Source organism: Arthrobacter sp. MMS24-T111 (assembly GCF_054888995.1).
This window is the reverse complement of sequence record NZ_JBTZRO010000001.1, coordinates 3,443,641-3,456,842: the sequence shown is the minus strand read 5'-3', so window position 1 is coordinate 3,456,842 and position 13,202 is coordinate 3,443,641. Positions and strand designations below refer to the sequence as shown.

12 protein-coding genes and 1 pseudogene are annotated in these 13,202 nt (G+C 63.8%); 2 read left to right on the top strand and 11 right to left on the bottom strand.

Annotation, left to right across the window (positions count from 1 at the left end; translation table 11 throughout):
- Positions 1 to 150: 150 nt before the first annotated feature.
- Both ACX5I6_RS16245 and ACX5I6_RS16240 read left to right on the top strand, forming a co-directional pair.
- Positions 151 to 1,731: pseudogene (locus ACX5I6_RS16245) on the top strand (sensor domain-containing protein); the annotation flags it as partial.
- A gap of 41 nt (positions 1,732 to 1,772) precedes the next feature.
- The gene (locus tag ACX5I6_RS16240) at positions 1,773 to 2,630 is read left to right on the top strand and encodes a putative bifunctional diguanylate cyclase/phosphodiesterase (protein WP_461841740.1); all 858 of its coding nucleotides are present in this window, start codon (positions 1,773 to 1,775) and stop codon (positions 2,628 to 2,630) included.
- 250 nt (positions 2,631 to 2,880) lie between these two features.
- On the opposite strand, the gene ACX5I6_RS16235 is transcribed toward ACX5I6_RS16240, so the two are convergent.
- The 11 genes from ACX5I6_RS16235 to ACX5I6_RS16185 all read right to left on the bottom strand — a co-directional run bounded on the left by ACX5I6_RS16235 (position 2,881) and on the right by ACX5I6_RS16185 (position 13,171).
- Positions 2,881 to 4,158, bottom strand: a complete 1,278-nt coding sequence (locus ACX5I6_RS16235; protein WP_461841144.1) for a glycosyltransferase — start codon at positions 4,156 to 4,158, stop codon at positions 2,881 to 2,883.
- Positions 4,155 to 4,757 (bottom strand): TetR/AcrR family transcriptional regulator, encoded by a 603-nt coding sequence (locus ACX5I6_RS16230; protein ID WP_461841143.1) that lies wholly within the window; start codon positions 4,755 to 4,757, stop codon positions 4,155 to 4,157. The genes ACX5I6_RS16235 and ACX5I6_RS16230 overlap by 4 nt, the downstream gene beginning before the upstream one ends.
- 236 nt (positions 4,758 to 4,993) lie before the next feature.
- Positions 4,994 to 5,860, bottom strand: coding sequence for a DUF6454 family protein (locus tag ACX5I6_RS16225; protein WP_461841142.1), 867 nt, complete (start codon positions 5,858 to 5,860; stop codon positions 4,994 to 4,996).
- Positions 5,841 to 6,491, bottom strand: a complete 651-nt coding sequence (locus tag ACX5I6_RS16220) for an inositol monophosphatase family protein (protein ID WP_461841141.1) — start codon at positions 6,489 to 6,491, stop codon at positions 5,841 to 5,843. The genes ACX5I6_RS16225 and ACX5I6_RS16220 overlap by 20 nt, the downstream gene beginning before the upstream one ends.
- Complete coding sequence (locus ACX5I6_RS16215; protein WP_461841140.1) at positions 6,492 to 7,388, bottom strand: glycerophosphodiester phosphodiesterase; 897 nt, start codon at positions 7,386 to 7,388, stop codon at positions 6,492 to 6,494. It abuts the gene before it with no gap.
- Complete coding sequence (locus tag ACX5I6_RS16210; protein ID WP_461841139.1) at positions 7,382 to 8,443, bottom strand: ABC transporter ATP-binding protein; 1,062 nt, start codon at positions 8,441 to 8,443, stop codon at positions 7,382 to 7,384. The genes ACX5I6_RS16215 and ACX5I6_RS16210 overlap by 7 nt, the downstream gene beginning before the upstream one ends.
- A gap of 49 nt (positions 8,444 to 8,492) precedes the next feature.
- Positions 8,493 to 9,356 (bottom strand): ABC transporter permease, encoded by an 864-nt coding sequence (locus tag ACX5I6_RS16205; RefSeq protein ID WP_461841138.1) that lies wholly within the window; start codon positions 9,354 to 9,356, stop codon positions 8,493 to 8,495.
- Positions 9,356 to 10,318, bottom strand: coding sequence for an ABC transporter permease (locus ACX5I6_RS16200; RefSeq protein ID WP_461841137.1), 963 nt, complete (start codon positions 10,316 to 10,318; stop codon positions 9,356 to 9,358). The genes ACX5I6_RS16205 and ACX5I6_RS16200 overlap by 1 nt, the downstream gene beginning before the upstream one ends.
- A complete protein-coding gene (locus tag ACX5I6_RS16195; protein ID WP_461841136.1) occupies positions 10,315 to 11,475 on the bottom strand; it encodes an extracellular solute-binding protein in 1,161 nt (386 codons plus the stop codon). The genes ACX5I6_RS16200 and ACX5I6_RS16195 overlap by 4 nt, the downstream gene beginning before the upstream one ends.
- A 619-nt stretch (positions 11,476 to 12,094) precedes the next feature.
- Positions 12,095 to 12,634 carry a PAS domain S-box protein gene (locus ACX5I6_RS16190; protein ID WP_461841135.1) on the bottom strand — a complete coding sequence of 180 codons (540 nt, stop codon included), beginning with the start codon at positions 12,632 to 12,634 and terminating at the stop codon, positions 12,095 to 12,097.
- 303 nt (positions 12,635 to 12,937) lie between these two features.
- Positions 12,938 to 13,171, bottom strand: a complete 234-nt coding sequence (locus tag ACX5I6_RS16185; RefSeq protein WP_461841134.1) for a hypothetical protein — start codon at positions 13,169 to 13,171, stop codon at positions 12,938 to 12,940.
- Between the last annotated feature and the right edge of the window lie 31 nt (positions 13,172 to 13,202).

The following is a 13,202-nucleotide window of genomic DNA, read 5'->3' as shown; positions in this document are numbered from 1 at the left end:
CACCATGGCGCCATGAGTCGTCGGGCGACAGCGAGATTGGTGCGGGGCGCCGTGGACCCTGGGTAGGCGTAATGGCGGTATTGCCAGGCCAGCGGACCCGGGGCAACATATACTTCAGCAACTAAGGCAGCGGGCATGCAGGCATGACCGATGACGGGCCGGGGGGCGAAGATGCCGGAGGAGCGCCAGGATCACCTGCTGACGCAGTCGCTGCTGCTCGATGAAATCGGCCAGTCTGTCATCGGGATGGACGGCAGCTGGCGAGTTACGTACTGGAACCTTGCCTCCGAGCGCTTATACGGCTTTGCAGCCTCCGAGGTCCTGGGACTGACGCCTCTCGAGCTGGGAATCATCGGTAATTTCAGGACCCTCGCGCCCGGGCCCACGGGAGAGGAGATCGCCGAGCGGATCGCCAGGGGCAAAGACTGGTCGGGCGAGTTTTGGGTGCGGGACCGGGCCGGCAGGGAATTCCCGGTCCATGGGACGATCAGCCCGATCAGGGGCCGGCACACGGTACCGGTAGATATTGTGGCCATTTCAAAAGACATCACCGACCGGAAACACCAGGAAGCGATCCTGCGCCGGCTCTCGGCGATGGTGGAGTCCTCCGGCGATGCGATCATCAGCGCTGACATGGACGGGAAAATCAGCAGTTGGAACGCTGGCGCCGTCAGGATGCTTGGCTGGAGTGCAGGGGAAGCCGTTGGCCAAAACCCCGCCCTCTTCACAATCCGGGCACCCGAGGACGTGGCAGGGCGGATCGCCGAACGGATCCGAAGCGGCGCCTTCGTCCCCGGCTTGGAAGCGCGGTGGCGACGCAAGGACGGGTCCTTCATTGATGTTGAACTGACAGTGTCACCGGTGTACGGGCAGGATGGGACACTGGCCGGAGCGTCCGGAATCGCCAGGGACATTACCGAGATCAAGCGGCTGCGCACCGAGGCTGATGCGGAACGGCGTAGGTTATTGGCGGCACAAGAGATGGCACACGTGGGAAGCCTGGAATACTCGGCCGATCTGGGGACCATATGGCACTCCCAGGAGCTTGGCCGGATTGTGGGCCTGGGGCCGGGGGAGCCGTTGTCGTGGGAACGGATGATGGAGCAGACCCACCCGGAGGACCGTGACCTGATGCACCGGGTATGGCAAGCGTTGCGGGCAGGGGCAGGTTTCGCGGATGTTGAATACCGGCTCCTGCGGCCTGATGGCAGGCAGCGGTGGCTGCACTCGAGGATCCGCAGCGTCAATGGTCCCGACGGGACACCACTCCAATTCCTTGACACGGTGCTGGACATTACCGAGCGGAAAAACGCGGAGCAGATCCTGGAATGGCAGGCCCGGCATGACGCCCTGACAGGATTACCCAACAGGTACTGGATCACCGAAGTGCTGCAGGGCTTCCTTGACCGGGGTTGCCACCCAGCCGTCATGTTTGTCGACATTGACCGGTTCAAGCTGGTCAACGACGGTATTGGCCACAGCGGTGGAGACAGTATCCTGATGCTCGTCGGTGAGCGCCTTAAGAAGGCGGTGCGCGCCGGCGACACGGTGGCCCGCTTCGGGGGCGATGAATTCATCATCGTTTGCGAGAACATGGGCATGCGCGCCGCTCAGGTGCTAGCAGGCCGGATCCGGGAATGCATCCGGGCCCCGTTCGAGGTCGACGAGCGGCGGATCTTCCTGAACGTCAGCGTGGGCATCGCTCTTGCCGGGCCCGATGACACGGCCCAGTCCATGTTGGGCGGAGCGGATACCGCCATGTACCGGGCGAAATCTGCCGGTGGAGACGCCTCGGCGATCTATCACTCTCGTATGACTCGACGGGCCAGCGGACGCTTGAACCTGGAATCCGACCTGCGATTGGCCTTGGATCGGGGGAACTGCGGCTGGACTACCAACCAATCATCGACCTGGATTCGGGCGCGCCTCTGGGTTTCGAGGCACTTCTGCGGTGGGATCACCCGGACCACGGTCTCATATCCCCGGAAGCGTTCATCCCTATCGCCGAGGAGACTGGCCTCATCATTCCGATCGGCACCTGGGCCCTGCACGAAGCACTGCGCCAAGGGCAGGTCTGGCGAAATCAGACAAGCGGCGCAGCGAACCTCACGATGGCCGTTAATATCTCCGGGCGCCAGCTGGTGGCCAAGAACTTCCCGGAGATCGTCGAAGCCGCGATCCGGGAGACCGGCATCGACCCTGGAGCAGTTCACCTGGAAATCACCGAAACGGTGCTCATGGATGAACCGGACCTGCCCAGGGAAACCCTGCAACGCCTCGCACGCCTGGGAGTTTGTCTCTCCATCGATGACTTCGGCACAGGCTACTCGTCCCTTAGCTACCTGAAGTGGTTGACCGCGAAAACGTTGAAGATCGACCGCACGTTCATCGAGGAACTTGGAGAAGACCCCCGGGCCGGAACAGTCATCGAACTGGTCCTTGGCATGGCGAAAAGCCTCAGACTTGACGTCATCGCCGAAGGCGTCGAAACGCCCACCCAACTCGATGAACTGAGGCGCCTGGGCGTAAACCGGGCCCAGGGTTTCTTGTGGAGCAGACCCATCCTCACCCAACAGGTCCCTGCCTGGCTGGACGCCCGGTTCCGGGAACCGCTCCGAGAGCTGCAGTGAGGACATTAAGGTCCAGACCCTCGTCCAGAAGACTTTACGACGCCCCGTGATGTCTTGGTGCGTCATAGATCGGCCGGCGGCTCCACCGATGAAGCGGGATACCGCGACGCAGCCGCAGAATTCGAGTGGGCACGAGATCTGTACGCTCCGCGGGACGGACCCGGCTGGCTGAGGCATCGCACAGGGCCGCAGTTCGCGCCCGACAGCTGAATGGCGACAGTGAAGCACTGACGATTACCGGGGCCATCAATTAAGGCTGCTCATAGCCTCGGGGCGCGCCTTCCGGTTCTGGGTGTTGCGGTTGTTGGGTGATGAGTTCTTCGATTGCGGTCGCTCCGGCGGCTGCCCCGCCTGCGGCGCGGTAGCCTGCGGCTACGCGGAGGGCACCGTCGGACATGCCTGCGGCGCGGCGGACGGCGTCGCGCAGTCGTTCGGGGGTGAGCTTTGCCTTGGGCAGGCGCACCCCGGCGTGCGCGTGTTTCACCCGGGCGGCGACCTCGAGCTGGTCCCGTCCGAATGGTACGACGACGCAGGGGATCCCGGCGCTGAGCGCCTTTTGGGTGGCGCCCATCCCGCCGTGGGTCACGGCCACGGCTGAGCGTGCGAGGACCGGCCCGTGTGGGACGAACCGCTCGACTCGCACGTTGGCTGGGAGGGGCCCGAGGTCTGCGAAACGGGCGGGCATTGTGATGACAACCCGGTAGGGCTCGCCGGCCAGCCCTTTGACGGCGGCCCGGGCCAGGGCTTCATCGGCTTGGTACTCGGAGGATGTCGTGACGAGAACGAACGGGTCACCCGGCTCCTGGAGCCATGCCGGTAGCTGGGCCGGGGGTTCCCAGGGGAGCGCGCCGATGAGGCGGATGTCGGGCGCCCAGTCAGGGTGCGGGTACTCGAAGGGTTCTGAGGTCGCCACCAGGGTCAGGGGTGCGGACCGGAAGGACCCGTCGGCGCTCGTGACCGCTGGGACGCCGTTGGCGGTGAGGATCGCGTTGATGCCCGGGAGGAACCGCTTTTCGAGCTGGCCCATGAAGAGGGGCCGCAGCAGGCTGTCGCGTAGCCGTCCGAGGGGTCCGGCGAGGGGCCGGAGTCCGGGGCCGAAGGGAGGCGCGCCCCGTGAGGTGACCGGCGGGGTGTATGGGCAGAATGCGGCCCATGGGCCTCCCCATGCTTGGGCGGTCGCACGGGCTCCCCACGAGTTGAAGTCGACGATCACGGCGTCAGGGGACGTTGTGGCGATCGCTGTGGCGAGGTCCCCGGCGTCGATCGCCGCTCGTCGGACGAACACATCGACAGAGGCAGAGAGTGCCTCGAGTGTGTTCTTGGCGCCGAAGTCCCGGTGCTCGATGGCGCTGATCCGTTCATCGATGGGCTTCGCTGCGAGGCCGAGACCACGCAGGAGGCCGACCTGGTCGGGGAGGGTGCGCACTTCGAGCTGGTGGCCTCGCCGGGTGAGCTCGAGGAATAGCGGGGTCATGGGGAAGAGGTGGCCGATGGCGGGGGAGGTGTAGGCGAGGATGCGGGACATCATGTCCTCCGGGTGAGGGGTTCGAGGAGCTCGAGGATTGCTTGGATGTACGCCTCGCAGCCCAGTCCGGCGTCGTGCCGGAGGAGCTTCCAGACGTAGACGTCGCACACCGCGACGAACTGGGCCAGGCGGCGGTCGCGCTCGTCGTCGTTGAGCCCGTCAAGGAATGGCCCGAACACCTGTGCGCACCAGGACCGGTGGTACGCGCGGCCGGCGGCCGTGACGTTCGCCATGAACGGCGAGGACGCCTCCTCTGCGAGCAGCCGCAGGGCGAGGCGCCCGTCGCGTTCGTAGTGGGCGGCGAGGTTGGCGACGGCGCCCGCAAGGTCGCCGGGCACGGCTGCATCCCGTTCAGTGGCGACTCGGGCCGCTTGGCGCTCGGCTGTTGCGGAGAAGAGCTTGTCCTTGTCACCGAAGCGCCGAAGTACTGTCTGGACAGTAACGCCGGCGCGGGCCGCGACAGCCTCGAGCGTGATGCCCGCAATGGGGGTGCCCGCCACGAACTCACCTGCCGCCGCGTCAAGGATTCGCTCTGCGGTGGCCGCCGCTGACTGCGCCCGTTTCGTCATCACATAGCTCCGGCCGGAAGCCTCCGATTTCATGTCAATCATACTAAACCCAATATGGCGGGAGGAACAGACTGCTGCCTGGCATATCCGTCATCCACTCGCACTGTGTGCCCCATGGCCAGCGGGTCGTCGGCCAGCAGGCGGCGTGACGAAGCCGTGTCCGCGGAGGTCCTGCTTCGACCGCGCCCGCCTCCGGTGGCCGCCGCTGAGAGCACTGGGACTGCTTCCACTCCACCGGCTTCCGATTTTCTGGCGGTCCGGGGTTTGTGTCAGCTGATCCTGTATGTCAGGATCCGTGTTCCGCCGGGGTCGTCTCCGTCGTCGGGAGCCGCGTGAATCTGTAGTCCGTGTTCATCGGCGGTAACGGTGACCGGGTTGCGTGTAATGACGTGCCCGGCGGCGCTGAACATGCTGATGGGGAAGTCCCTCAGGATTTTCTGCCGTTGGGGCTCAACGAGGGCCAGTCCTCCGAGTTCGAAAGCTGGGCCGTCACCTTGGGGAAGCACGGAGATTCCGCTGCACAGCAACAGTCCCGGGCTCAGAAGCTGGGCGTCCTGATAGTCAACGAAGTGGCCCGGGTTCTCCCAGTTGGCCGCTACGCGGCCTTCCGTGTTCCAGGTGTAGATACGCCGGGAACCCCAGCTTCCGCCATACACGAGGTCCAGTTCTGGGTCGCGGAGGATCCAGCCGATGTGGTCGTCTACGCGGAAGCGTTCGCGGACCTCGAGGCTGTAGGGATCGATCGTGTAGACGATGCTCGGCCCTCCGGCCCGGTATTCGGCGACGGACAGCCACACGTGTTCGCCGTCGAAGTCGATGCCTCCGGGGTGATACATGCTGTCCTCGCCCACGTGGACGTCGCGGATCAAGCCACCTTTTGAGTCGAGGACGAAGACGTGTCCGCTCCCTCGGCCGGGGCTGCGTAGGGTTGGGTCCGCTGCAGGCAAGGGCGCATCGAGGATCTCCACAGATGACAGGAATGTCAGTCCTGTGGCGAAGGCCATGCCTTGGGGGTGGTGCGTCGGGAAGTCGAGGCGGACCTCCCCGATCAGTTCCAGGCGGCTTCTCCGGTCAAGGGTGAGCAGGGGGTCGAGCAGCGGCGTGGTAGGGGAGTTCTTAGTTGCCGGCGGCGCCATGTGCCTCCGTCCATAGTTCATAAAGCTCGGAGGAGTATTCCGGTCGTGCCGCCAGGACGCCGCCCCGCTCGGGGAACGTGTCCGTTTCGCCGGTGGAATTCAGGACGACGCCTCCGGCCTCTTCAACAATCAGAGTGGCTGCCAGGTGGTCGACCGGGCTAAAACTCCCTATGATCGCGCCGGCGCCCCGCCCTGCTGCGACGCCCACCACGGTCATGGTGGCTGATCCCATGATCCGCATGATGCTGTGCCGCTCGCCGAGGAGGGCGAGCAGTTCCAGCATTCCGGGCGACGGCAGGTGTCCAGCGAGTTCGGTTGCCACGACGGTTCCGGCCAGGGGCGCCGCCGTCGAAAGGCCGGAAGGGCCGAGCGATAGTGGCTGTCCGTCCAGGCGGGCGCCCCAACCGGCTACGGCTTCAAAGATCTCGCCGCGCCACGGGTCGGCGACAACGGCGACCGCGGGCTTGCGGTCCACAGCCAAGGCAAGCGAGAACGCCGTCCAGGGAAAGTGGTTCACATAGTTGGTGGTCCCGTCGACGGGGTCAAGGTACCAACACGGGGCCCCGGGCACGGCGACGCCACCCATTTCCTCGCCAACCACCGTGTGGCCGGGGAGCCTGGTGGCAATCACTTAACGGACATGTCGCTCCACGGCGACATCCACTTCCGTGACCAGATCACCGGGGTTGGCCTTGGTTGAGACCTGGCCGCGGTCAGCTTCACGCATATACCCCACGGCCCATCCGGCAAGTTCCAGGGCGACTTTTCGCGCCTCGAGGATCTCCTCCCCGGCCAGCGCCCTGGGCGCCTGCGCCGAAGCCCATGTTTTGGGATCGTCGGCGATCACATTTTGCAACAGCTCCAGCTGGTTGCTGGTGATCGAATCCACGCCAAGTCCCAACGCCCACCGCATGGACTCCGCGTCATCGACCGTCCAGCAGGAAACCTTCGCCCCGGCCAAGTGAATCTTGTCCACCATCTCCTTGTTGAGAAGCACGTATTCGGAGTTGACGAACTCGGGATTGAGTTCCGCCAGCAGGTCTTCGGGCGGGGCAACCCTTCTGTTCCACGGCAGCCAGATCCGGGCATCCTGGTCCACGGCGCGGATGATCCGCATCCCCTCGAGGTTGCCGCACCAGGCCACTTCCACGCCGCTTTCGCGCACGACGGCGGCGGCCTCCGCAGGGCATGGCTCGTCCATGTCGATGAGCAGTACAGAGGGGCTGCCGCGGAAAAGTTCCAAGGCTTCGGACAGCAGCGGGATCCGCTCCTCCCCGGTGCCCAGTCGGCCGACCCGGTCATAGTCGGCGTCGGAAACGTCACAGTCCAAGCCCCATATCCGCTGCAGGGACGCGTCGTGGAGCAGAACGACCTTGCCGTCTTTCGTGAGTCGTACGTCCACTTCCACCAGGTCAGCGCCGGCATCGATGGCTGAAGTGATCGCGGGCAGAGTGTTCTCCAGGTACTTGCTGGAGTCGCCCCGGTGGGCTGTTGCGCGGGTCCTTTCGGTGGCGACACGGCTCAACATGCTGTCCCTCCGTCGGTGACCAGGCGTCCGTCCCGGAAGGTCATGGCCTTGCGTACGGCAGCGTACTTTTGCTGTCCAGGCCGCACCGGTTCACCGCTGACAAAACTGCGGAGCTGGGCGTCCGCCCGTCGCACATAGACCTCTTGGAAATGTCCGCGCGGGACAACCCTCTCAACGGTCGACGGGAGCGCGCCGGCGAAGGGCGCGTCTGCAAGGATGACGTCCTCGGGACGGATCCCTAGAACGTCGGGACCCGCGGTGATGAGCCCGTCGACGAACGAGCCCTCCAGCCGGTTCATGCTGCCGATGAAGGTGGCTACAAACTCGGTTTCCGGGCGGGCATAGAGGGCCTCCGGGGTACTGTATTGCTCTATCCGGCCCGCATTCATCACGGCGATGCGGTCGGACATGGACATCGCTTCTTCCTGGTCATGGGTGACGATGACCGTGGTGATGCCCAGTTCCTGCTGGATCTTGCGGATGTCTTCACGGACTTTGACACGAAGTTTCGCGTCCAGGTTGCTCAAGGGTTCGTCGAGGAGCAAAAGCTTCGGCTCCTGGACGAGTGCCCGAGCCAAAGCCACGCGTTGCTGCTCGCCGCCGGAGATGCGGGCGGGCTTGGAATCCTTGTGATGCAAAAGGCTGACCAACTCCAGGACGGCTTCCACCCTGTCCTTGATCTCAGTCTTCGACATCTTGCGAAGCTTCAGTGGGAAGCCGACGTTCTTGGCCACGGTCATGTGTGGCCACAGCGCGTAGTTCTGGAACACCATGGCGCTGGGGCGGTTCTCCGCGCCAAGGTGCGAGACCTCCTGGCCTTCCACTTCGATGGAGCCGGAGTCCGGCTCCAGGAACCCGGCGATCATGCGCAGCGTCGTCGTCTTTCCGCAGCCGGAGGGCCCCAGCAGGGACACCAGTTCGCCCTCCTTGACCGACAGATCGAGGTCGTCGATGATGGTGCGGCCGCCGAGGGTCTTGTGGAGGCCGCGGATAGCGAGCCCACCGCCAGGCGCTGGAGTTCCCGGCTTTGTTGTATTGGCGGGTGGTTCAGTCAATGGTTCATGAATTGTCATGGGTTCTCTGTCTGACGTTGAGCGCAAGGCGCTACTTGATCTGGAAGCCTTCGGCGAGCTGGCCGCCGAGGATGTGCTTGTGCGCCGCGAGCATGAGGGCAACGGAGGGGATAGCCAGCAGGATCGAGAAGACGGCAGCCACCTGGGTGGGGTAGTTCAGCACCAGGCTGTACATCTGGGTGGGCATGGTCATGAAGGCCGGCGCGCCCACCAAGTACGTTCCTTGTGCTTCGTCGAAGGACGCCAGGAATGACATCACTGCCGCAACGATAATCCCGGGCAGCGCCATCGGGAGCGTCACTGAGGCGAACACGCGCAATTTGGAGGCTCCGGCGTCGCGGGCTGCTTCCTCCAGGTTTCGCGGCACGGCAGCGAAGGCTGCGGCGGGGATCCACGTCATGAAGACCACCGTGCCCAAAACGTGCACAACGAGTATTCCCAAAATGGTGTTCATCAGGTTCAACGCGTAGAAAAGGGCCGCCAGGGTAACGAACAAGCCCATCTTCGGGAAGGCGTTCGTCGCGAACAGGCTGATCAGGAAGAAGCGGCGTCCGGGAAAATCAAAGCGGGCAAAGGCGTAGGCCGCGGGAAGGCAGATGATCGAAGACACGAGGACCGTCAGCGGGGCGAAGAACAAGGAATTCTGCACCGCGATGCCGAGCGCGCCATCATTGACGACAACCTGCCACCAGCGCAATGTCCAGTCATCGGGAAGGAGATTTGGGAAGGTCCAGTTACCGGCGAAGGCGCGGACACCGAGCCAGAGCAAGGGTCCCAAGATGAAAACCACCATGAGCACCACGAACAGGCCCACCAGCGCACTGCGGACAATCGCGTCGAGCGTTAGGGGTCGGCGGGTGCGAGAACCAACCCGGGATCCGGTAGGGAGAGCCATCAGACCTTCCCCTGTTCCTTGGCGGAACGGAAGTTTGCCCACACGTAGAGCGCCGCGATTCCGGAGGCGATAAGGAAAACCGTGAAGGCCATGACGGCTGACTGCTGCGGTTCATTAAAGGACGAGAAGTAGTTGGACATGTCGACCCCAAGCATGTTCGGCGAATTTGGCCCGGTGAAGTAAGGGACCGTGAACGACCCAACGATGCCAATGGCCGTAAACGTCGTTGCGATGATGATCGGCACGACAGCCATGGGAATGATCACTGAGACGACCGTTCGCAGGGTGCCGGCTCCGGCGTCGCGGGCTGCTTCGACCATGGCGCCAGGCACCTGTTGCAGCCCTGAGGAGATCATGAGCACCGCGAAAGGGAGTGACGTCCAGACCGAGCCGACGATGACGGCGACCATGGTGAAGGCCCACACAGGGAAGTCAAGGCCCATGAGCGCGAAGACGCTCCGCAGGAAGCCCGTCCCGGAATAGAAGGTCAGGATGGCCCATGACGCAATCACCACCGGGATGAAGAGCGGCACAATCGCCAGTCCGGAGAGCAGCCGGGCGATTCGGCCGCCCTTGAGCTTGAGGTAGAGGCCAATCCCGAGCGCCAGGAAGAGGACCGTTGCCGTGCTGACCAGCGTCACGATGACGGTGACCATGAGGTCTCCGAGGAAACGCTTGTTGGTGAACATCTCCTGGTAGGCGGCCAGCGTTCCCCACCAGGCGTCTGCCTCGTGGACATTTTGGCCGATGGTGGCGATAGTGTGGTTCAAGCCGCCGGTCAGGCCGATGCTGAAGCCGAAGGCTAGCACGATCGGGAAACCGACAAAGAGCGCGATCAGCAGGATTGGCGGGAGGGCCATGAAGAAGCCTGCGGCGCGCTGGCCGAGACGCTTCGGGCGCCCTGCGCGGGCCGGCGGAACCGTCGGTTCCAGTTCCGCCGGCCTGTGGAGCGTGGTTGTCACTGGCCTGGAACCTTCTGGTCCCAGAGGTTGTTCAGGTCTTTGCCCATCTGGTCAAAGTAGCCCTTACGCAGGTTGTTGGTGTCTGCGTCCTTGAACTTTTCCTTCACATCGGCGGGCAGTTTGTCCAGGCTAATGGCCGGGAAACCGGACATTTCCTTGATGATCATGGTCTGTGCGTCCGGGGTCAGGACGAAGTTGGCCAGCTTCAGCGCCGCTTCCTGGCGGGGGGAAGACTTGGGAATGCCGAGATAGGCGGCACCGCCCGTGAAGGATGGGTCGCTGATCTGGGTGGCCTTCACCGAGGAGGGAATTTGGCCGTTGGTCAAGCCGGTAATGAACTGGTCAGACCAGACCGGGGTCATGGAGATCTGTCCACTGGCAAGCAGGTCCAGGGTCTGCTTGTTGCCGTTGGGGTAGACGCCGCTCTGGAAAACGGACGAGTTCAGGTCTTTCAACGTCGAGAAGCCCTGGTCCCAGTAAGTCTCCAGGTCCTTCTCATAACCAACGGTCATCTTGGCGCGGGCATCGGCTGGTACGAACTTGTCCAGAACCGTGGCAACGAATGCTCCGCCGGACCCACCGGATTTGGGCGAGTTGTAGGTGAATTTGCCCGGGTTTGCCTTGATCCAGGCGAGCAGATCGTCAAGGGTCTTCGGCGGGGTGGAGACTGTCTTGGTGTCATAAGCAAGAAGCACTGCGGATCCGCGGTACGGGATGCCACCCGTGCCGCCGGCCTTGATGACGTCCTGCGGAACATCGTTCAGGGCCGTGATCGTCTGGGAACTCACGGGGGTCAGAAGGTTGGCTCCGGAGGCCTTGGGAACGAAGCCGCCGTCCACCAGGTCAAAATCGGCTTCTTTGTTCTGCTCCGTGGCGCTGGTCAGTTTGGCCAGGGTTTGGGAATCGTGCTCACCATGCAGATCAAGGGTGACTTTCACATCGTAGCCGGGGTTGGCCTTTTCGAAAGCGGGAACAAGGCTCTTCTCCCACAGATTCTGTACGTTCGTGTCACCACTGATGAACACAGTGATCGTCTTGTCAGGGGAAGCGCTGGCGCCATCGTTTCGGGCCGGAGCGGTACTGCTCTGCGCGCAGCCGGTCACAGCGGTAGCTGCGACAACGGCGACGGCCGCTGCTGCTAGGAAGCGGTTGGTCATGGGTAATCCTTCATCTTGTCTCGAAAATCGCCCAAAGGCACAGACAACCCTGCAGCGGCAACGTGGCCGGACATGGCACGGCACATGACGGTGCGGTAAACCAAAAGCGTCAGTAACTAAAGATGTCAGGACATTCGAACAATAACCAATGCTTCGAGGATGCTGAGGGCAAGGGAAATTTCCGTCACAGTCCGCTCTGTCGAGGCAGCCCGGCCACCCGTGACGCAGCGGGCTTGAGCGGCCTGGACGCTCTGGTTGGTGCCGTCGGTCAGGTGGGCATGGCGGGGGTTCCATGGTCAAGGAAACACCGTCGACGACATGACTAAACGGGGGCATGTCCCTGCACTCCAACAGGGACGGAGTTGACCGTCCATAGCATCCGGACGCCTCCAGCTCGGATTGTTTGCCACCCTGGCGGAGTACGAGTGGGAGCTCATCAATGAGCGGGTGCGCTTTGGGGTGATTGGTGCCCAGGCCAGGGCAGTGCAGCTAGGGAAGCGCCCGGTTGATCCGGGCAACGTGAAGATGAATGGGTCGCTGCCAGTAATCTGCTCGTCAGCCGGAAGGCTGCACAGCAGGCCGCGGACGCCGTCGACCGGTCACGGGCCACAATGTACCGTTACCTCAAGGAGCACGGCATCGAGGAACTGCTGGCGTGTGCGACAACCAGACCCGGGTGCCGGCACCGGACCACGACACCGGTCCAGTTCGGCCCTCCGGCCGCCGCCACATCGCCCTTGGCGCGCACCAGGTCTCCTGCGTCGATTACCAGGTCGCACCGCTGGCCGAGCAGCTCCTCTGGTGTCCATCCGAGGAGGTTCTCACTCGGCGAGCTGGAAAACGTAAAACGGCCCTGATCGTCCACGGCCCACACCCATTCCTGACTTGTCGTCAGGACGGTGTCCATCAACTGGGCGGTGGCCCTTGCGTTGCGCCGCTCGGCCCGGTGCCCGGAACGGAAACGAACGGTCAGGACAAACGCCATTGCGATAGGGGCCAGAACGATCAGGCCAGCCAGCAGCCGGTCCCTTGGCTCATTCAGGACGCCCTCCGGATCAAGGATCACAATGGCGGCCGCCGCCACGGCGAACACCACCTGAACAACGAGGACAACTCCCAAAACGTCGCGTACCCTTGGCGACCCCGACTTATCGGACATCTCCGCACCCCCCGGCTTGGTGGCCAGAGCCTGCTACGATGCCCGCGCCCTTCGAAAGGTTCAGCGCCCGCCTGCGTGTCTCAAGGCGAAACCATTGCTCCGGTACGGGCCGATTTCGGCTGCCGCGCTGATCGCGGTGGGCTGGTTGCGTGCGCTCGGGCTTGATTGCCCAGTGACGGCGTCATCGGATCCCCGTGGCCTTCCAGCGATCGCAGGCAACCGTAACCATCGACGGGAACTTGCCGGCGCTGCCGCGGCCCCCGCCGTCGGAGGTGTTCCGGGCCCCTGTTGCTGTGCAGGGGGCTACCCGATGTCGTTGACGGCGAATGTCGGTGGACGCCAGGTGAAAGCGTCCTGGGCGTACGTCGACGGGATGCCTGGCTTGGATGCGCACTTGGTTTCGTGGCTGCTCGGCGTCCTGGATACCACCGCGGCCCCTGGTGGATGCCGATACCGCCCGGCGATGGCAGTAGCTACGTCACCGCCCCGGGTCCCGGCCCTCACATTTTCGGCAGCGCCGGTGGAAACGTCCGCCAAGAAACCATCTTCGAGACACCTGCGGGTAACC

Bases quoted from the DNA above. Each gene is read 5' to 3' on its own strand.
- ACX5I6_RS16235 (WP_461841144.1), bottom strand. From the start codon at position 4,158: ATGATGTCCCGCATCCTCGCCTACACCTCCCCCGCCATCGGCCACCTC.
- ACX5I6_RS16230 (WP_461841143.1), bottom strand. From the start codon at position 4,757: ATGAAATCGGAGGCTTCCGGCCGGAGCTATGTGATGACGAAACGGGCG.
- ACX5I6_RS16225 (WP_461841142.1), bottom strand. From the start codon at position 5,860: ATGGCGCCGCCGGCAACTAAGAACTCCCCTACCACGCCGCTGCTCGAC.
- ACX5I6_RS16215 (WP_461841140.1), bottom strand. From the start codon at position 7,388: ATGTTGAGCCGTGTCGCCACCGAAAGGACCCGCGCAACAGCCCACCGG.
- ACX5I6_RS16205 (WP_461841138.1), bottom strand. From the start codon at position 9,356: ATGGCTCTCCCTACCGGATCCCGGGTTGGTTCTCGCACCCGCCGACCC.
- ACX5I6_RS16195 (WP_461841136.1), bottom strand. From the start codon at position 11,475: ATGACCAACCGCTTCCTAGCAGCAGCGGCCGTCGCCGTTGTCGCAGCT.
- ACX5I6_RS16190 (WP_461841135.1), bottom strand. From the start codon at position 12,634: ATGTCCGATAAGTCGGGGTCGCCAAGGGTACGCGACGTTTTGGGAGTT.